The sequence below is a fragment of the Hymenobacter armeniacus genome, assembly GCF_014699055.1.
In the GTDB taxonomy this organism is placed as follows: Bacteria; Bacteroidota; Bacteroidia; order Cytophagales; family Hymenobacteraceae; genus Hymenobacter; species Hymenobacter armeniacus.
The window spans coordinates 448,153-467,029 of the sequence record NZ_JACXAC010000002.1; the positions used below are offsets into that span (position 1 = coordinate 448,153).

Below are 18,877 nucleotides of genomic sequence, written 5' to 3' on the forward strand. Positions count from 1 at the left end.
GCGTTATTGGTTTTTGGCGCCCTGGTTAATCCAGCAGGCAATGAGGTCGCGCTCCTCCTGCGTAATCTGGGTTTTGTTGTTCTGGGGCATGGTTTTGGTCACCACCACGCGCTGCATGATTTTGTCTTTCAGACGAATGATGTCCTCCGGCGTGTCGTACACCACGCCGTTGGGTGGCGACTTGAATACGTCGTCGGTGGGGTGGGAGGAGTGGCACTGAATGCAGCGCTTTTGCACAATCAGGCTTACCTGGCTCATCGGAATTTCCTGAGCGCAGGCCGAGGCCGCGCCGGCCACGCCCGCGCCGGTTTGAGCCGGCGGGGCCGTCACAAACACCACGCCCAGCAGCACGCCCACGGCGGCCGGCAGCACCCACACGGCGGTATCGGTTTGGTGCTTTTCGCGCAGGTTCAGCCAGTGCTTCACGCCGGCGGTGCCCAGCGTGATGGCCGCCAGAATGGCCCACGGATACGAGTGCCCGAAGGTGCTGGGAAAGTGGTTGCTGACCATCACGAACAGCACCGGCAGGGTGAAGTAGTTGTTGTGCAGCGAGCGGGCCAGGGCATTCTTGCCCAGCGTGGGGTCGAGGGGCGTGCCTTCGGTGGCGGCCCGTACCATGGCCTTCTGGGCCGGAATGATGGTGAAGAAAACGTTGCCCACCATGAGCGTGCCCAGCATGGCGCCGAAGTGGATGTAAGCCGCCCGCGCGCTGAACACTTGCGCGTAGAAAAACGCAAACCCCGTGGCCAGCAGAAAGCCCACGACTTTAAACCACGGGCTGCGCACGAAGGCCGTGCGGCACAGCCCGTCGTAAATCAGCCAGGCCGCCACAAACGAGCCCACGCCAATGCCCACGCCCGCCAGCGGCGAGATGTCGAGCACGCGCGGGTCAATCAGCATGGAGCTGGCGTTGAAGTAGTACACCACAAACAGCAGGCTGAACCCCGAGAGCCAGGTGAAATACGCCTCGTACTTAAACCAGTGCAGGCTTTTGGGGATTTGCTTGGGCGCAGTCTTGTACTTCTCCAGGTAATAAAACCCACCGCCGTGCACGGCCCAAAGGTTGCCGGCCAGCTCCTCGCGCACGTTGTCGGTGCGGTTGAGGGCGTTTTCGAGGAACACAAAGTAGAACGAGGCGCCAATCCAGGCGATGCCGAAGGTGATGTGCATGAGGCGCACCACAATGTTGAGCCACTCCATGATGTGGCCCGACCAGGGCGAGTCGCGCGCCAGCACGTAGCAAATGCCCACCCCGGCGATGACGGCCAGCAGCATCAGCGCATACGAATAGCCTTCGAGTGTGAAGCCGCTGTCGCCCACCGCCCCGCCGTCGGGCCGGGTATTGGCCACGCGCTGCAAGGCGTAGATGACGCCGAGCAGCAGCAGAAACGCCAGTATCAGGAAAAGGAGGGTAACGTATTGGAGCATGTGGGGAGCAGTGGCGCGCGAAAGCAGAGAATAATCTGCCGTCATGCAGAGCGCAGCGAAGCATCTCGCGTGCAAGGGTGACTCAGCTGTTTGGTTTAGTTGCGGCACGCGAGATGCTTCGCTGCGCTCTGCATGACGGGCTGAATGGCGTTGGCCGCTTGCCCGTCGTCCAAATTAATTAAACCGGGAAAAAGCCCCCAATTTAGCGCCAAACTTCTCCTTCATGTCAACCCTCGCTTTGCGCAGCCAGCGCGTCGTCATGCCCGACGGCGAGCGCGCCGCCACCCTTCTCCTCGAAAACGGCCGCATCAGCGCCCTCCTCCCGCACGATGCTGACGTGGCCGGCGCCGAACTCCTCGACGTGGGCACCCACGCCGTGCTGCCCGGCGTCATCGACCCGCACGTGCACATCAACGAGCCCGGCCGCACCGACTGGGAGGGCTTCGACACGGCCACCCGCGCCGCGCTGGCCGGCGGCCTCACCTCGCTGGTCGACATGCCGCTCAACTCGGCGCCCGTCACCACCTCGGTGGCCAATCTGGAAATCAAGCGCGCCGCCACCCAGGGGCAGCTGCACTGCAACGTGGGCTTCTGGGGCGGCGTGGTGCCGGGCAACGCGGCCGAGATAGAGCCGTTGATTGCGGCCGGGGTGCTCGGCTTCAAAGCTTTTCTGACGCACTCCGGCATTGATGATTTTCCGAACGCCACGGAGGAGGATTTGCGGCGCGTGATGCCGATTCTGGCGCGGCACAAGCTGCCGTTGTTGGTGCACTGCGAGTTATCGGAGGACAACGACGAGTGGAAAAAAAATGACCACCGCTCGTACCCAAACTACCTGGCTTCGCGCCCCAAAAAGTGGGAAGACGAGGCCATTGCGATGATGATTCGCCTGTGTGAAGAAACCGGCTGCTGGGTGCACATCGTGCACCTGTCGTCGGCCAATTCCATTGCGCCCATTGCCGCTGCCAAAGCCCGGGGCCTGCCCTTAACCGTGGAAACCGGCCAGCACTACCTCTATTTCAACGCCGAGGACATCCGGGACGGCCAGACGCAGTTCAAATGCGCGCCGCCCATTCGCGAGAAGGCCAATAACGACCAGCTGTGGGCCGCGCTGCAGCGCGGTGTTATTGACTTTGTGGCCACCGACCACTCGCCCGCGCCGCCCGATTTAAAGCAGATGGATAGCGGCGACTTTACCACCGCCTGGGGCGGCATTGCCTCGCTGCAATTTGCCCTGCCCGTGCTCTGGACGGCCGCCCGGCAGCGCGGCGCCAGCCTGAACGACCTGGCAAAATGGCTGAGTGAAAACCCGGCCAAGCTGGCTGGCCAACACCAGCACAAAGGCAAAATTGCCGTGGGTTTCGACGCCGATTTGTTGGTGCTGGACCCCGAAAAGACGTTTGAAGTCACCGCGGACCTCATTCGGCACAAACACAAAGTGTCGCCTTACATTTGCCAGGAATTGGCGGGCGTGGTGGAATTAACTTTCCTGGGCGGTGAACAAGTTTACCAGCGCCCCAACGCCCTTCGCCTCAACCACGGCAACTTTTTAACCCGGTAGCTGGATGCAGCAGGAATACTTAGCGCGCGCGGAGCGCATCATGCAGCGCATTCAGCAATTGGCCGCCATCAGCGAGGACGCCGACGGCGTGACGCGCACCTTTGGCACGCCCGCTTTCCTGCAGGGCCGCGCCTTGGTGCAAGGCTGGATGCAGGCCGCCGGCCTGCCCACCCGCCTCGACGGCATCGGCAACCTGCGCGCCCGGCTGGAAAGCCCAAACCCCGCCGCCAAAACCTTCGTGCTGGCCTCGCACATCGACACGGTGGTGAACGCCGGCAAGTTCGACGGGCCGCTGGGCGTGCTCATGGGCCTCGATTTGCTGGAAAACCTCATTGCTCAAAAAGCTGAGCTGCCGTTTCACATCGAGCTGATTGCCTTCAGCGACGAGGAAGGCGTGCGCTTTCACACCACCTACCTGGGCAGCAAAGTGGTGGCCGGCTCCTTCGAGCCCGCCTGGTTCGCGCGCCCCGACGCGGCCGGCATCACGCTGGCCCAGGCCCTGGAAACCATGGGCGCCGAAGCGACCCAACTTGCAACGGACGCCATTCCGGCCGCCGACTGGCTGGGCTATTTCGAGATGCACATCGAGCAAGGCCCGGTGCTGTGGGAACGCAACGTGCCCGTGGCGCTGGTAACGGCCATTGCCGGCCAGCAGCGCGTGGAATTGACTTTCCGGGGCATGGCCGGCCACGCCGGCACCGTGCCCATGAACATGCGCCAGGACGCCTTGTGCGCCGCCGCCGAGTTTGTGCTCACCGCCGAGCAGTTTGCCCAGGTGCACGGCCGCGGGCTGGTGGCCACGGTGGGCAAGTTGGCCATCAGCCACGCGGCCAGCAACGTGATTCCCGGCGAAGTGACCTGCAGCCTCGACCTGCGCAGCCCCGACGAGCAGCAACTGGCCCAGGCCTACGACTACCTCCGCAGCCACGCCGAGACCGTGGCCGGCCACCGCAACGTGGCGCTGAACTGGAAACCGGTGCAGCAAACGGCCCCCGTAACCTGCGACGCCGGCCTGAACGCGCTGCTGGCCCAGGCCATTGCCGACAGCGGCCACGAAACCATTCCGCTGGTGAGCGGCGCTGGCCACGACGCCGTGCCCATTTCCTTCGTGGCCCCGGCCACCATGCTGTTTATTCGCTGCTACCAAGGCATCAGTCACAACCCGTTGGAAGATGTGGAACTGCCCGATTTGGCCGCCGCCGTGGCCGTGGCCGACCGGTTTATTTCTGAATTAATAATTAAAAATGAAGAATTAAAAATGGGCTGATGTGGCCTGAGATTCTTCAGAAACAAATTTTAATTCTTCATTTTAATTACGAATTCCAGCCATGGAAATGTCCGCCCTGACGCGCTCAGTTGTGAAGCGCAACCACGCCATCATTGCCCCCGACGGCTACATCAACAGCAACGTGCCCGGCTGGACCGGCTGCACCACCAACGTCATCATCAACGAGCAGATGGGCGCCCGCCTCTGCCAAACGCTCATCACCCTCACCGAGGCCGGCCGCGTGCAGGGCCAGACCGAGGCCTCGCAGATTTTCTTCTACGTGGTGCAGGGCAGCTGCACAGCCACGGTGGGCGGCGAAACCCGCCCGCTGAAAACGGGCGAGTACGTGTACGTGCCCGTCGGCCAGCGCTACGATTTTAGTCAGCCCGAAGCCGGTACGCAGCTGCTCACTTTCCACAAAGTGTACGAGCCGCTCGCGGGCTACGCCACGCCGGGCGTGTTTTGGGGTGAGCGGGACTACAGCAAAGCACCCGTCTACATGAACGACGAGACCCTGCGCATCCAGGAATTGCTGCCGAACGAGCCGGGCTTCGACATGGCCGTGAACATCTTCACTTACGGCCTCGGCGGCAACCTGCCAATGGTGGAAACCCACATCATGGAGCACGGCCTGATGTACCTCGAAGGCCAGGCCATTTACATGCTCGACCAGTGCTGGTACCCGGTAAAAAAAGGTGATTCCATCTGGATGGCACCCTATTGCCAGCAGTGGGCCACGGCCATGGGCCAGGAGCCGTCGGTGTACATCTACTACAAGAACGTCAACCGCTTTCCAACCGTGCTGTAATAACCAGTGGGCTTTTGCCCGTCATGCTGAGCGCAGCCGAAGCATCTCTACCGCGCAAGTAATTTCTACACCTATGAAGTTGATTGAGCGGTTACTTTCGGTGTTAGCATGGTTGCAGATATTTATATCTCCTGCTCTTATTGGCATAATTGTGGGTGCTGCTATCTGGTTAATCATTAAAGGCACATGGGGAATTATACTAGCTGCGGTGACTGTAGCAGCCGGAGTGATTGCAGGCATTGCATTTGCTGAAAAAGCACGCCGAGCCAAAGGGACCATAGAATTCATGTCGCGCCTAATTGCTCACCCAGAATTGCGTGAAAAAGAAATAACGAATGACTCTGACCGAATTAAATAACCTTCCAAAACCCACCCTCGCCGAAGCCCTGCAGAAATGCTGCGGCTCCACAGCGTGGGTGGAAAATATGGTGGCCTTATTTCCGATTGCTGACGCCGAAACGCTGCTGCACGAGGCAACAAACCAGTGGAATAAACTCAGCGAAGCCGACTGGCGCGAAGCCTTCACTCACCACTCCAAAATAGGCGGCGACGTGGCTGCCCTGCGCGAAAAATTCGCCAGCACTAGCCAATGGGCCGAAGGCGAGCAAGCTTCCGTAAAACAGGCTTCCCAAGCCACACTGGAGGCATTAGCGGCGGGCAACGCGGAATATGAGCAGAAATTCGGCTACATTTTCATCGTGTGCGCTACGGGGAAAACGGCCGATGAAATGCTGGCCTTGCTGCAAGCCCGCATGCCAAATTCTCCTGAAAACGAAATTCTAATTGCCGCCGGCGAGCAGGACAAAATTACCCGCATTCGCCTCAAAAAACTACTTGCCGCATGAGCCAGATTACTACGCATATTCTCGATACCACCAAGGGCAAGCCCGCCGCTAATGTGACCATTGCGCTGCTGCAGCAGGCCGGCGATAACTGGCAGGAAATAGCGCGCGGCGTCACGAATGCGGACGGCCGAATTGCCGATTTATTGCCCCGGGAAAAGCAGTTGGAATTGGGGATTTATAAAATGAAATTTTACACCCAGGAATATTTCGCGCAGGACAACACGGCAAATTTTTATCCCTTCGTGGAAATCATTTTCGATGTGGCCACCACCGAGCATTACCACGTGCCGCTGCTGCTGAATCCGTTCGGGTATTCTACCTACCGTGGGTCCTGAACGGTGTAGAGACGCAATATCTTGCGTCTCGTCGTTGAACGGTGACGTTGAACGACGCTATTAGAACGGTCAGAGCCGCGCCAACTAAACAACATCAGCAACGACGAGACGCAAAATATTGCGTCTCTACATCCTTTAATTCCCACCATGAAACTCAGCTTACCAGATTCCGCCAAAACTGCTCTGCTCGACGAGTTGGGCGTGGCCAACCGCCATTTCCAGCAGGTATACCCCGGCGACAAGCCCGACCGCCAGCCCGTGCACACCGTGTACGGCGGCGCTAACCTCTTCAAGGCCGATACCTGCAAGCGCATGGGCGACATCGCCCTCAACAACCTGCAGACCTACGCGCCCAACTTCGTGGAGCTGGCCCGCGTGCTGCAGCTCAAAAACCACGAGCACCTGCCCGTTCTGGAAAAAGACATCCACGAACTGACGGCCAAGCTGGATGCCATGACGGCCGATGAGCGCAAGCAGGAGCCCGCCTGGCTGGCGTACTCGGTCTACAACAAGATTGTGCAGAAGCTGCAGCGCGAAGCCGTGGAAGACTTCCGCGTCGATTTCGAGGACGGATTCGGCAACCGGCCCGATGCCGAGGAGGACGAAACCGCCGTGCGCGCCGCCCAAGAAGTGGCCAAGGGCATGCAGCAGGGCACGCTCTCGCCCTTTATTGGCATCCGCATCAAGCCCTTCACCGAAGATTTGAAGCAGCGCGGCGTGCGCACGCTCGACATTTTCCTGACCACCCTGCTGGAAGAAACCGGCGGCAAGCTGCCCGACAACTTCGTGGTGATGCTGCCCAAAGTGACCATCCCGGAGCAGATGACGACGATGGTGCGCCTGTTTGAGCTGCTGGAGCAGGCCAACGGCCTGGCCCCCGGCACGCTCAAAATGGAAACCATGGTGGAGGCCACCCAGATTGTGATGGACGAGGAGGGCCGCAACCCGCTCATGCGCATCATCCGGGCCAGCGAGGGGCGCTGCATTGCGGCCCACTTCGGCACTTACGACTACACCGCCTCCTGCGGCATCACGGCCAAGTACCAGACCATGGCCCACCCGGTGTGCGACTTCGCCCACCACATGACCAAAGTAGCGTTGGGCGGCACCGGCATTTTCCTCTCGGATGGCGCCACCAACGTGATGCCCATCGGCCCGCACCGCGGCGAAAACCTGAGCTACGCCCAGCTGCGCGAAAACCAGGAATCGGTGCACAACGCCTGGCGCCAGGCCTACCACCACACCACGCACTCGCTCATCAACGGCATGTACCAGGGCTGGGACCTCAACCCCGCCCAGTTGCCGATGCGCTACGCCGCCACTTACAACTTCTTCCTGAGCAGCTACGCCGATGCCGTGCATCGCCTGAAAACCTTCGTGGAGCGCGCCGCCATTTCCACCCTTACCGGCGACATTTTCGACGATGCCGCCACCGGCCAGGGCCTGCTCAACTTCTTCCTCAAAGCCCTGAACTGCGGCGCGATTTCGGAAGAGGAAATCCTCGCCACCGGCCTCACGCTGGAAGAGGTGCAAACCCGCTCGTTCTTCCGCATTCTGGAAGGGCGGCGCAGACGTTAAACCTCACCCCCGGCCCCTCTCCACAGGGGAGGGGAGCCTGACGGATTCCAACAAAAAAGCCTCGATGCATTCAGCAACGGGGCTTTTTTGTTGGTTTTTGAAGCGGTGGAAAGCGAAGCGGCAAACAGCCCCTCCGTGCTACAGCCAGGCGGCGCTGAGAGCGTACGACACGGCCATGATGCCCGAGAACACGGCGCTGGCCATGAAGCGCCGGCCGGTGGCCACGCGGTTCTGAATGTAGTAGTTGGCCGCCAGCGAAACCGGAGCATTTAGCAGGAAAGAGCGGCCGGCGACGGGCAACAGGGCCAGCGAAACCGTTTCGGCGGCGCCCCCGAACACGCCCAGAAACACGTAGTGCCGGGCAATCCAGAGCGGGTTGAAGTAGAGCAGGGTGAGGGCCGCGCGGCCGGTTTTGCGTAGCTGGCTGCCGTCGGGGCGGGTGGGCACCCGGGCGTCGAGCCAGCGGAAGTAGGCCGGCACCTCCGTGGAGTAGAGCAGGCCGCCCACCAGGGCCATGCCCAGCAGCCGCAGCCAGCTAAACTGCTGCAGCAACAGCGCGGCGGCGGTGTCGCCGGCGGCGTAAATCAGAAAGCCCTGGACGTGGGTGCCGAGGGGAATGGAACGGGTAAGTTGCAAGTAGGGGAGGGGGTTCGTAAAAATCGGGGTGCAAAAGTACGAAAACCCTTTCCGGCGTCATAGGTGCGGCGAAAGAAAACGGCGAGCGCACTTGTAAACGTTTGCGTAGATAAGCGTTGGTTTCGGGCCATTCCGGCGGGAAGTTTACGGGCGTTTCCGACTTCCCCAAATCCCACCCGACCGTCCTTTTCATGAATCAAAAATCCCTGCTGCTGGCCCTGAGCTGCCTGCTTACCACCACGGCGCACGCCCAGAAAAACCTCTACCACAAAGGCTGGGTCGACTTCAACAAAAACGGCCGGCGCGATGTGTACGAGGACGTGACTCAGCCGTTGGAAAAGCGCGTCGACGACCTGCTGGCCCAGATGACCCTGGACGAAAAAACCTGCCAGATGGCCACGCTCTACGGTTTCGGGCGGGTGCTGAAGGACGAAATGCCCACGCCCGGCTGGAAAAATGAAGTCTGGAAGGACGGTATCGCCAACATCGACGAGGAGCTGAACGGCGTGCGCAACACCCCCAAGGCCGCCAGTAAATACACCTTCCCGTTCAGCCAGCACGCGGTGGGCATCAACAACGTGCAGCGTTGGTTTGTGGAGGAAACCCGACTGGGCATCCCCGTCGATTTCACCAACGAGGGCATCCACGGGCTGAACCACGACCGCGCCACGCCCTTGCCGGCCCCCATCGGCATCGGCAGCACCTGGGACAAGGCCCTGGTGCGCCGCGCCGGCGAAACCGTGGGCCGCGAGGCCAAAGCCCTGGGCTACACCAACGTGTACGTGCCCATCCTGGACCCCGCCCGCGACCCGCGCTGGGGCCGCGTGGTGGAGTGCTACGGCGAAGACCCCTTCCTCATCGCGGAGCTGGGCAAGCAAATGGTCCTCGGCGTGCAGGGCCAGGGCGTGGCCGCCACGCTCAAGCATTTCGCCGTGTACAGCGTGCCCAAGGGCGGGCGCGACGGCAACGCCCGCACCGACCCGCACGTCGCGCCCCGCGAGCTGCACCAGCTGTTCCTCTACCCGTTTCGCCGCGTCATTCAGGAGGCCCACCCGCTGGGCGTGATGAGCAGCTACAACGACTGGGACGGCGTGCCCATCACCGGCAGCCACTACTTCCTCACGGAACTGCTGCGCCAGCAATACGGCTTCGATGGCTACGTGGTGTCCGACAGCCGGGCGGTGGAATTCATCTCCGAGAAGCACCACGTCGCGCCCGATTTCCTCGACGGCACCCGCCAGGCTGTGGAGGCCGGCCTGAACGTGTGGACCAACTTCTACACCCCCGCCACCTACATCAACAACGTGCGCGAGTTGGTGAAAACCGGCCGCCTGGCCCAGGCCACCGTCGATGCGCGGGTGCGCGAGGTGCTGCGCGTGAAATTCCGCCTCGGCCTCTTCGACCAGCCCTACGTGCCCGACCCCAAACAGGCCGACAAAACCGTGCACACGCCCACCGATGAGGCCTTCGCTCTGCAAGCCAACCGCGAATCACTCGTCCTGCTGAAAAACGAAAACGCCCGCCTGCCCCTGCAAAAAAGCCAGCTGAAAAACCTGCTCGTAGTGGGCCCGCTGGCCGATAACCCCGACCCCGCCATCAGCCGCTACGGCCCCTCGAACAACCCCGTGACCACCGTGCTCAAGGGCCTGCAAGCGGCGGCCGGCCCCGGCCTCACGGTGCAGTACGCCAAGGGTTGCGACGTGGTGTGCCCCGGCTGGCCCGATACCGAGCTGGTGCCCACGCCCCTGAGCGCCCCCGAGCAGCAGGGCATCGCCGACGCCGTGGCCAAAGCCCAGGCCGCCGATGTCATCGTGGCCGTGCTGGGCGAGGACGACAAAACCGTGGGCGAAAGCCTCTCGCGCACCTCGCTCGAGCTGCCCGGCCGCCAGCAACAGCTGCTGGAGGCCCTGCACGCCACCGGCAAGCCCGTGGTGCTGGTGCTCATCAACGGCCAGCCGCTCACTATCAACTGGGCGGCGCGCCAGGTGCCGGCCATTCTGGAGGCATGGTTCCCGGGCCCGTCGGGCGGCACGGCCATCGCCGAGGCGCTGTTTGGCGACTATAACCCCGGCGGCAAGCTCACCATGACCTTCCCCAAAAGCACCGGCCAGATTGAGTTCAACTTCCCCTTCAAGCCCGCCTCCCAGGCCGACCAGCCCATCGGCGGCGACCCCAACGGCGGCGGCAAAACCGCCACCAACGGCCCCCTCTATCCCTTCGGCTTCGGCCTGAGCTACACCACCTTCGCCTATTCCAACCTCCAGGTAACGCCCCGCGAAGCCGCCCCCAAAGCCCCCATCGAAATAGCAGTGGACGTGGCCAACACCGGCCCGGTAAAAGGCGACGAAGTAGTCCAGCTCTACCTGCGCGACAAGCTCAGCACCGTCATCACCTACGACAGCCAGCTGCGCGGCTTCGAGCGCGTGAGCCTGGCCCCCGGCGAGAAAAAAACCATCCACTTCACCCTCCGCCCCGACGATTTGGCGCTGCTCGACCGCAACATGAACTGGGTAGTCGAGCCCGGCGAATTCGAAGTGCTGGTGGGCAGCTCCTCGACGGATATTCGGGCGAAGCAGACGTTCGTGAGTAAGGCGGAGTAGCTCAGCGCTGCCCAACTCCTTCCCCCAAGCCCTGAGCTGCGGCAGAAACAGAAAGAGGCTGAAGCTACGGGAGCTTCAGCCTCTTTTGAGTTCAGCAAAAAATCAAATTTCTTGGCTATTTTGAACTATAGCGGTAAAATAGCCGATGACATCATTTTTGAAATCTCCTTTTGAAAAGTAGTTCGCATAATTGAATGTCAAAGTTTCTTGTGACGTCTTTTTGTCAATAATTATGCTGCTAAAGCGTGAGTTTTCTGGTTTTGTAGAAATGTGACCCTCGAAAGAATTCCAATGCTTAGTTAAAGTGAGTATGGATTTTGGAGAGTTTTTGATAGATAAGTCAGTGTCATAAATACTGCCTATTAGCACTGATGCATATATTTTAGAAAATAATTGGCTGTTGCGCAAGTTTATTATAGTTAAATCTTTAGTTAGTTCAATAAAACTCAAGTATCCAAAATAAAATTTATCAAGCACTTTTGCATTAAGGCTAGAAGTGTCAAACGCTCCTTTCTGAAAAAGTCTTTTCTGCTTTGCATCTTCAATTCTTCCTTGAGTCGCATAAAGAATTTTGTAGAATAAGTTTCTTTCTAAAATTCCCTTTTCGTTTATATAGCCCTCTGCGATTCCATCTGCAAATTCACCTAGCTTTCTTTCATAAAATATGCCGTATCTATTAAATAGAATAGACTGCAACTCAATATTGCTCTTGCTATTTGCAACTTTATCAGCGTTTGTGACAGTGGTTTGTTGATTTGTTGCTTGTGAAATGGCTTCAATTAGTTCCAGCTTATTTGCTTCGCTAGTAGGTGTAGTATCTTCATTAGTGAACGTTATTATTTTAAGCAGAACTTCCTTGTTCTCAAAAATACTTTCTTCATTTTGGAATTCATCAAGAATTCTGCTTAAAGTAAAAGATGTTTGCCCACCATTTATAATTTGAGGATTTGTGACAGTAAGTTGTGCTTTGTTTTTTTGGCCAATTTTCTCATTAATATTGCTTTCATCGGATAGCATGGTTATGCCATTGTTGTATAAAGCAAATTCATTTGTTTTCTTTCCTACGATTGATTCCCTGATAGAATTATTCACCTTTCTTCCTGTGAATTCAAGGTAGCTTCGTGGATTGAATTTTAAAATAGAATTTTTATATTTTTGCATTAATTTTGCTACTTCAACAGTAGGTACGAATAAAACTGTTATTTCACACTTGCTGTATTCCGTTTCGACAGCATAGCTAATCTTTGAGCCTGAATTTTTATTACTTAAGTCTAGGGAAATATGTAAATCTGTGGCATTGAAATATGTCCCCGAAACTACAGGATATACAAGCTGGTTATAACTTTTTTCGAAATCAAAAACTTGAGCAGGATAGCCATCAGTTAACTTTTTTAGATTACTATTTGATACTTTACTTAGATTGGCTAATATGACAACCTCATATCTGTATCTTGAAATGTCTTTTATAAGAGACAGTTTCTTTATCATTTGTTTTATCTTTCCGTTGTATTCATTGCCTTTCTCATCTTGGTTTTCGCCATCAAGTATTCTTGAAATATCCATTGCTAATATTTCCATTAGCTCTATCTCTTTTGAATTGAAATTCGATTCAGATGTTCTGAATTTAGATTGAATAAGATATATCGTTTTCGAATCTGCGTCTATATAGTATCCGTCAATTCCCCCGTCGAAGGTGTCATCAGTCAAGTAGTTCTCTCTCTCAATAAAGTCAAGCAATCCAAAGCTTACCTTTAAATATAAGTGTATGAATGCCCTCGCTCTAGCTTGATTTACCTTTTCTGTATCTTCTACAGGCGGGTGATATTTTTTAAAAGTGATAGGTGCCTCTTGACATACTTTATCCAATATATTGAGAAGTGTTGCGTATTTGCTCATTATTATCTTCTGGATTTTAATTATGGAACCTTCACTCAAACATACACATAATATTCAAATGCCTTTTATTAATAGGTAATTGAATATTGCATGTAAAGGTTTTTGTGATTCATTCTTTTACGATGCTTCAAAAAAAGCCTTCGCTGACGCTTGTGCTGTTATTCGTCGTAGTACACGCTCAAACCCCACAATCCACACCGCGCTAAGCCCGCGCCACCGCACCCGTTTCACTCACCCCCACAAACTCCGGGTACAAGCTCACCAGCACCTTTTCCGGCGTCATCGGCGCGGAGAAGGGGAGGGCCGTGTGGCCTTGGAAGGCCCGCACCGCGTCGCGCAGGGCGAAGTAGGTGCCGATGCCGTACATGAGCGGCGGCTCGCCCACGGCCTTGGAGCGCAGGATGGCTTTGGGGTGGCCCGGCGTGTCGAGGAAATGCACATCGAGCACCTTGGGCGCGGCGTAGATGTCGGGGATTTTGTAGCTGTTGAGCGAGTTGCTGAGCAGGTGGCCTTCGTCGTTGTAGGCCACTTCCTCCATCGTCATCCAGCCGATGCCCTGCACTGCGCCGCCCTCAATCTGGCCCCGGTCGATGACTTCGTTGAAGCTCTGGCCGAAATCGTGGGCAATGCGCAGGGCATCCACGGTGTAGGTGCCGCGCAGGCAGTCCACCGTCACGCTGGTGAGGGCCGTGCCGTACACGTGGTAGGCGAAGGGGTGGCCCTGGTTCACGGTGGCGTCGAAATGCAGGTCGGGGGTGGCGTAGTGGGCGTTTTCGGTGAGGGCCACGCGCTTCCAGAACGCCGACGACACCAGCTTCTCCCAGTTGGTATCGGCGGGCACGCCGGCGGCCAGCACCTGCTCGTCGTGGATTTCGAGGCCCTCGTAGTTGAGCGTGTACTCGGTGCTGGCGTGCTCGAGCAGGCGCTTGCGCAGGGCGGCGCAGGCCATTTCGGTGGCCTTGCCGTTGAGGTCGGCGGTGGCGCTGGCGGCGCTGGGGGAGGTGTTGGCGACGCGCGTGGTGTTGGTGGTTTCGATTTTGATGCGCGAAATCGAAATGCCCAGCGTGCGGGCCGCCACCTGCGCGATTTTCGTGTTCACGCCCTGGCCCATTTCCACCGCGCCCGTGCTGATGCCCACCGACCCGTCGGAGTAGATGTGCACCAGCGCCCGCGTCTGGTTCATGGGCGTTTTGGTGAACGAGATGCCGAAGCAGATGGGCATCACCGCGAAGCCCTTCTTCTTCAGCTTATTGGTTTGGTTGAACTGCTCGACTTCGGCCCGCATGCCGGCCAGGTCGAACTCGCGGGCGGCCGTGTCCCAGGCCTGCTCGGCGTGGCACATTTCGGCCGCCTGCCGGTACGAGAACAGGTCGCCCTCGCGCAGCAGGTTGCGCCGCTGCAGCTCGTAGGTGGGCAGGCCCAGCTCCTCGGCCGCCTTGGCCAGGGCCGACTCTATCACGAACATGCCCTGCGGCCCGCCGAAGCCCCGGAAGGCCGTGTTGGGCGGCAGGTTGGTGCGGCACGAAAAGGCCGTGGCCGTCACGTTGGGCACGAAATAGGCGTTGGTGGCGTGGAAGAGCGTGCGCTCCATCACGGCCGGCGACAGGTCGGCGGCGGCCCCGGCGTTCTGGTAGAAGGTGACTTCGTAGGCCACGATTTTCAGGTCCTTATCGAAGCCGATTTTGAAATCGGACGAGTAGGGGTGGCGCTTGCCGGTCATGCGCATGTCGGCCATACGGTCGAGCACCAGCTTCACCGGCTTCTTGGTGATGAAGGCGCCCAGCGCGGCCAGCGCCCCCCAGGGCGTGGCCTGGTCTTCCTTGCCGCCGAAACCGCCCCCGAGGCGCGTCACGTCCACTTCCACCTGGTGCATACCCAGGCCCAGCACCACGGCTGTGTGGCGCTGCACGGCCGTCGGCCCCTGCGTCGAGGAAATCATCCGCACCCCGCCCATCTCGGTGGGGAAGGCGTAGGCGCCCTGCGTTTCGATGTATAAATGCTCCTGCCCGCCGTTCTCAGCCACGCCCTCGAACACGTGCGCACAAGTAGCCCAGGCCGCCGCCGAATCGCCGAGGCGGAAGGTGCGCGGCGGTACAATCAACTCACCCTGCGCAGCCGCCACCCGCGGGTCGGTAATGACGGGCAGCGGGTCGATTTCGACCTTGATGAGCTTGAGGGCGGCGTGGGCCTGCGCCTCGGTGCGGGCCAGCACCAGCGCCACCGGCTGCCCCCGGAAATGCACGTGCCCCTCGGCCAGCAGCGGCTCATCGGCCACGATACCGCCAATCTGGTTCTGGCCGGGAATGTCCTGGGCCGTGAGCACGCGCACCACGCCCGGCGCGGCCAGCGCGGCGCTAAAATCGAGGCTGCGGAGCACGCCGTGGGCCAGCGGGCTTTCAAACACAGCCCCGTACAGGGTGCCCTGCTGCACGGGTACGTCGTCGAGGTACTGTGATTCGCCGCGCACGTGGCGGTTGGGGTCGAGGTGGTTCATGGGTTTAGCTTGCAAGTCGCCCTCCGCGTCAACCTCACCCCTTGACCCCCTCTCCCAAAGAGAGGGGGCACCGGTCTGTGAGGACGACTTCAGACCGAATTCGCAGGAGCAAGTCCGGTGCCCCCTCTCTTTGGGAGAGGGGGTCAGGGGGTGAGGTTGACGTCAGGAGACGCTTAAATTTAAATCAATTCATCTACCGCCAGCTCCGGCGCAAACTCCAGGAAATGCGCCCACAATAACTGACGCAACAATAGTCGCTTGTAGTCGGTGGTGCCGCGCACGTCCGAAATTGGGCTGATTTCGGCCTGCATCACCTCGTTGGCAGCGGTCACGGTTTCGGCGGTCAGCTCGCGGCCTTGTAGGAAAGCGCTGGTGCGGGCCAGCAGCAGCGGCACCGGCCCCACGCCGCCCGCCGAAACGCGGGCCGCCTGGATAATGCCATTTTCGACCCGCAGCCAGGCGGCGGAATTCACGCTGGCAATGTCGAGGTGGGTGCGTTTGGATACTTTCTCGAAGTGGAAAAAGTCGCCGGCCAGAGGGGCGGGGAAGCTGATTTCGATAACCTGCTCGTCGGCGGCTTTCGCCAGTTTTTTGTAGCCGAGGTAGAGGTCGGGCAGGGCCAGCTCGCGGGTGGTGCCGGCCGTGCCGAGCAGCGTGATGGACGCGCCCAGGGCCAGGAACATTATGGTGAGGTCACCAATTGGCGAGCCGTTGATGAAGTTGCCGGCCACCGTGCCCATGTTGCGGATGGGCGTGCTACTTACCAGCTTCAGGTACTGCGGCAGGTTGGGCAGCAGGCCGCGCAGCAGGTCCGATTCGAGCAGCTGGCTGGCCGTGGTGGCCGCACCCAGCACCACGCGGCCCGTGGTTTCGTGGCGGATGCCGCGCCGGCCGGGCTGGTCGAAAATCAAGCGCACGCCGGGCTGTTCGCGCAGCTCTTCTAGGCGCTGAACGAGTAGGTCGGTACCCCCTCCAATGAGTGAATGAGTGAATTGGCGAATGGGTGAATGGCCGTGGTCGTTCTGGTTCTGGGCGTGGCCGTTGGGCGAGGTCGACACCTGGCTGCCGCCGTTGGCGTGAACGGTAGCAGAAGCTGCTATAGCCGCTGAAGAAGCTTCCGTTGTCTGGGCTTCATTGAGGCGCAGCTTGGCGAGCTTGGCCGGGATGTCAGCGAAGTAGCCGGGCACGAATTGCTTATCGCTGAGCCAGGCCAGTGCGTTTTCGGCTGGGCGCTGTTCCAACTCGGCGGTGAGCCGGGCGGCGGCGCGCTCTAGCGACTTATAGCCCGTGCAGCGGCAGATGTTGCCATCGATGGCCGCAATCGTGCTTTTCTTAGTGGCGGGCTGGCTGCTCAGGCTGTGGCCGGTGAGCGACATCACGAAGCCCACCGTGCAGAAGCCGCATTGTGAGCCGCCTTCATCCACAATGGCCTTTTGCACGGGGGTGAGTTGCGAGCCGGCCGCGTTGATGCCTTCCACCGTCACGATGTGTTTGCCGTGGGCGTTGCCCAGCGGCGTGAGGCAGCTGGTCATGCTTTGGTAGTTCACCATCTGGCCGTCGGCGCTTAGCTCGCCCACCAGCACGGTGCAGGCGCCGCAGTCGCCCTCGCGGCAGCCGATTTTGGTGCCCTTGAGCTGCTCGTGGTAGCGCACGAAATCGAGCAGGGCGCTGGCCGGGGCCTCGCTGGTGCGAATGGGCTGGTCGTTGAGGAGAAATTCAATCATAATAGCTTGGTGATTGTGCCGTCTGTTATCCGTCTGTCATCCTGAGCGCAGCGAAGGACCTTCTCACGCCAGAACAATTTGCAGTAATCAGGTGGCGCAAACGTGATAAGGTCCTTCGCTGCGCTCAGGATGACAGGCGATTTACCCTAATACTCCGTTTTGCCTTCCAGTTCCGTCCAGGCGCGGAAACCGGCCAGGGCCTCGTCGCGCAGCAGCTGCGTCATGGGCAATTTACGGTTTTCCATGGGCCGGTCCAGTTCTTCGTAGATGAACTGGTCGTCGAAGCCAATGGCAGCGGCATCGGCCTTGGTGTTGCCGTAAAACACCCGGCGCGGGCGGGCCCAGTAGATGGCCCCGAGGCACATGGGGCAGGGCTCGCAGCTGGTGTAAAGGTCGCAGCCGTCGAGCTGGAAGGTGCCCAGTTCTTTGCAGGCCTTGCGGATGGCGTCGACTTCGGCGTGGCAGGTGGGGTCGTGGGTGGTGGTGACCTGGTTGAAGCCGCGGGCAATGATGTGGCCATCTTTCACCACCACGGCCCCGAAGGGCCCGCCAAAACCGGCCTGCATTTTTTCGATGGAAAGGCGAATGGCTTCGCGCATGAATTCGGGGTTGGGAGCTTCCATAGGTGGGGAGACGTGAAAAAGCGTTTTCCGGAAACGATTCCGAAAAACGGGCAACAAAGAACGCCACTGCGCGTGACATTCTTTGTTGCCCGCTCAGCCGCCGGCCACGGTCCGACCGCGCATGGCAAACCGCCTCCCGCGCCCGCAACGTGCTTACTGCTTAAACAAATTGGGCAGCCGCAGCTGGAAGCCCAGCGAAGGCACCACCGTCACGCCGCTCAGCGAGGTGCTTTGGCCGTTTAGCAGGGCGTAGTTGCCGTAGTTCTGGTAGAACAGCGACACCGCCGGGATGACGTAGAAGTAGCGGTAGCCCAGCTTCAGGTTCACAAACCCGCCGAACGACGAAAAATCGCGCTTCTGCAGCGTGAGCTCGGGCACCTGCACCGAGCCGTTGAACAGCTTGGTGGGGGCGAAGCCGTAGCTCACCCAGCTGTGGGCATACACCAGGCCGTAGCTGATGGCCCCGATTTCCTCCTCGGGTCCGAAGGAATTGCTGAACGTGAGCGGGATAAGCAGGTCGTAGCGCGTGGCCCGGAAATTCAGCAGCGAGTTGATGTCGGACAAGAAGGACAGCCCCGGCAGCTTGGCGCGCTGGGTGGCAAACTGCAGGCCGATGCTGCCGTAGGTGGTGCCGGTGGTGGCGCCGGCGCCGGGGTCTTCGGGCGTGCCGGTGGGGCCCAGAAACTGGTACTGGGTGTCGAAGACGTGCGAGCCGAAGGCGTACTTGTAGCCCGCGTCGAGGCGCGGCACGATGCCGTAGCGGAAGTTCAGGTCGGCGGTGGGCTGCACCGGGTCGAGCACGTAGGCCAGGGCGGCGGCCTGCAGTTGGGTGGTGGCGTCGGTGTAGTCCACCTTTTGCTGGGTCAGGGCCTGGCTGGCGGCTTCCTTCACGGCGGCGCCCGCTTTGCTGAGCGAGGCCGTGGCCACGTTGAAGCCCTGGTTGTAGCCCACCCGGAACTCGCCCTGGGGCGTGACTTTGCCGGTGGCCACAATGGCGCGCGGCGCGGTGCAGGAAGTAGCCAAGAGCAAGGCTGAAGCAGCGAACAGACCCGCCGAGCGCCACGAGGCAACACAAGAGAAAG

The 18,877-nt window shown here is 59.5% G+C and carries 15 protein-coding genes; 8 read left to right on the plus strand and 7 right to left on the minus strand.

Annotated features, from left to right (window positions below):
* Positions 1-3 precede the first annotated feature (3 nt).
* Positions 4-1,428: a urate hydroxylase PuuD gene (locus tag IC234_RS06350; RefSeq protein WP_223827518.1), complete on the minus strand. Its 1,425-nt coding sequence runs from the start codon at positions 1,426-1,428 to the stop codon at positions 4-6.
* A gap of 223 nt (positions 1,429-1,651) precedes the next feature.
* Here IC234_RS06350 and allB point away from each other — a divergent pair, with 223 nt between their 5' ends.
* The 7 genes from allB to IC234_RS06385 all read left to right on the plus strand — a co-directional run bounded on the left by allB (position 1,652) and on the right by IC234_RS06385 (position 7,822).
* The gene (allB, locus tag IC234_RS06355; RefSeq protein ID WP_190923013.1) at positions 1,652-2,989 is read left to right on the plus strand and encodes an allantoinase AllB; all 1,338 of its coding nucleotides are present in this window, start codon (positions 1,652-1,654) and stop codon (positions 2,987-2,989) included.
* Positions 2,990-2,993: 4 nt separating this feature from the next.
* Positions 2,994-4,256: an allantoate amidohydrolase gene (locus IC234_RS06360; protein WP_190923014.1), complete on the plus strand. Its 1,263-nt coding sequence runs from the start codon at positions 2,994-2,996 to the stop codon at positions 4,254-4,256.
* 61 nt (positions 4,257-4,317) lie between these two features.
* Positions 4,318-5,064 carry a (S)-ureidoglycine aminohydrolase gene (gene allE / locus IC234_RS06365; protein WP_190923015.1) on the plus strand — a complete coding sequence of 249 codons (747 nt, stop codon included), beginning with the start codon at positions 4,318-4,320 and terminating at the stop codon, positions 5,062-5,064.
* 73 nt (positions 5,065-5,137) lie between these two features.
* Complete coding sequence (locus tag IC234_RS06370; protein WP_190923016.1) at positions 5,138-5,422, plus strand: hypothetical protein; 285 nt, start codon at positions 5,138-5,140, stop codon at positions 5,420-5,422.
* The gene (gene uraD, locus IC234_RS06375; RefSeq protein ID WP_190923017.1) at positions 5,400-5,909 is read left to right on the plus strand and encodes a 2-oxo-4-hydroxy-4-carboxy-5-ureidoimidazoline decarboxylase; all 510 of its coding nucleotides are present in this window, start codon (positions 5,400-5,402) and stop codon (positions 5,907-5,909) included. Before IC234_RS06370 ends, uraD begins: the two co-directional genes overlap by 23 nt.
* Complete coding sequence (uraH, locus tag IC234_RS06380; RefSeq protein WP_190923018.1) at positions 5,906-6,244, plus strand: hydroxyisourate hydrolase; 339 nt, start codon at positions 5,906-5,908, stop codon at positions 6,242-6,244. The genes uraD and uraH overlap by 4 nt, the downstream gene beginning before the upstream one ends.
* A gap of 147 nt (positions 6,245-6,391) precedes the next feature.
* Complete coding sequence (locus IC234_RS06385) at positions 6,392-7,822, plus strand: DUF6986 family protein (protein WP_190923019.1); 1,431 nt, start codon at positions 6,392-6,394, stop codon at positions 7,820-7,822.
* A 138-nt stretch (positions 7,823-7,960) separates the two neighbouring features.
* On the opposite strand, the gene IC234_RS06390 is transcribed toward IC234_RS06385, so the two are convergent.
* Positions 7,961-8,458, minus strand: a complete 498-nt coding sequence (locus tag IC234_RS06390) for a hypothetical protein (RefSeq protein ID WP_223827519.1) — start codon at positions 8,456-8,458, stop codon at positions 7,961-7,963.
* A gap of 191 nt (positions 8,459-8,649) precedes the next feature.
* Between IC234_RS06390 and IC234_RS06395 the strand changes: the two genes are divergently transcribed.
* On the plus strand, positions 8,650-11,058 hold the full coding sequence (locus IC234_RS06395; protein ID WP_190923020.1) for a glycoside hydrolase family 3 N-terminal domain-containing protein: 2,409 nt from the start codon (positions 8,650-8,652) through the stop codon (positions 11,056-11,058).
* A gap of 102 nt (positions 11,059-11,160) precedes the next feature.
* On the opposite strand, the gene IC234_RS06400 is transcribed toward IC234_RS06395, so the two are convergent.
* The 5 genes from IC234_RS06400 to IC234_RS06420 form a co-directional block, all read right to left on the minus strand.
* The gene (locus tag IC234_RS06400) at positions 11,161-12,924 is read right to left on the minus strand and encodes an AIPR family protein (RefSeq protein ID WP_223827520.1); all 1,764 of its coding nucleotides are present in this window, start codon (positions 12,922-12,924) and stop codon (positions 11,161-11,163) included.
* Between the two features lie 232 nt (positions 12,925-13,156).
* Positions 13,157-15,448: a xanthine dehydrogenase molybdopterin binding subunit gene (locus tag IC234_RS06405; protein WP_190923022.1), complete on the minus strand. Its 2,292-nt coding sequence runs from the start codon at positions 15,446-15,448 to the stop codon at positions 13,157-13,159.
* A 179-nt stretch (positions 15,449-15,627) separates the two neighbouring features.
* Positions 15,628-17,172 carry an FAD binding domain-containing protein gene (locus IC234_RS06410; protein ID WP_190923023.1) on the minus strand — a complete coding sequence of 515 codons (1,545 nt, stop codon included), beginning with the start codon at positions 17,170-17,172 and terminating at the stop codon, positions 15,628-15,630.
* Positions 17,173-17,318: 146 nt separating this feature from the next.
* Positions 17,319-17,795 carry a nucleoside deaminase gene (locus tag IC234_RS06415; RefSeq protein WP_190923024.1) on the minus strand — a complete coding sequence of 159 codons (477 nt, stop codon included), beginning with the start codon at positions 17,793-17,795 and terminating at the stop codon, positions 17,319-17,321.
* Between the two features lie 153 nt (positions 17,796-17,948).
* A complete protein-coding gene (locus IC234_RS06420; protein ID WP_190923025.1) occupies positions 17,949-18,818 on the minus strand; it encodes a hypothetical protein in 870 nt (289 codons plus the stop codon).
* Between the last annotated feature and the right edge of the window lie 59 nt (positions 18,819-18,877).

Bases quoted from the DNA above. Each gene is read 5' to 3' on its own strand.
- IC234_RS06350 (WP_223827518.1), bottom strand. From the start codon at position 1,428: ATGCTCCAATACGTTACCCTCCTTTTCCTGATACTGGCGTTTCTGCTG.
- allB (WP_190923013.1), top strand. From the start codon at position 1,652: ATGTCAACCCTCGCTTTGCGCAGCCAGCGCGTCGTCATGCCCGACGGC.
- IC234_RS06360 (WP_190923014.1), top strand. From the start codon at position 2,994: ATGCAGCAGGAATACTTAGCGCGCGCGGAGCGCATCATGCAGCGCATT.
- allE (WP_190923015.1), top strand. From the start codon at position 4,318: ATGGAAATGTCCGCCCTGACGCGCTCAGTTGTGAAGCGCAACCACGCC.
- IC234_RS06370 (WP_190923016.1), top strand. From the start codon at position 5,138: ATGAAGTTGATTGAGCGGTTACTTTCGGTGTTAGCATGGTTGCAGATA.
- uraD (WP_190923017.1), top strand. From the start codon at position 5,400: ATGACTCTGACCGAATTAAATAACCTTCCAAAACCCACCCTCGCCGAA.
- uraH (WP_190923018.1), top strand. From the start codon at position 5,906: ATGAGCCAGATTACTACGCATATTCTCGATACCACCAAGGGCAAGCCC.
- IC234_RS06385 (WP_190923019.1), top strand. From the start codon at position 6,392: ATGAAACTCAGCTTACCAGATTCCGCCAAAACTGCTCTGCTCGACGAG.
- IC234_RS06395 (WP_190923020.1), top strand. From the start codon at position 8,650: ATGAATCAAAAATCCCTGCTGCTGGCCCTGAGCTGCCTGCTTACCACC.
- IC234_RS06405 (WP_190923022.1), bottom strand. From the start codon at position 15,448: ATGAACCACCTCGACCCCAACCGCCACGTGCGCGGCGAATCACAGTAC.
- IC234_RS06410 (WP_190923023.1), bottom strand. From the start codon at position 17,172: ATGATTGAATTTCTCCTCAACGACCAGCCCATTCGCACCAGCGAGGCC.
- IC234_RS06415 (WP_190923024.1), bottom strand. From the start codon at position 17,795: ATGGAAGCTCCCAACCCCGAATTCATGCGCGAAGCCATTCGCCTTTCC.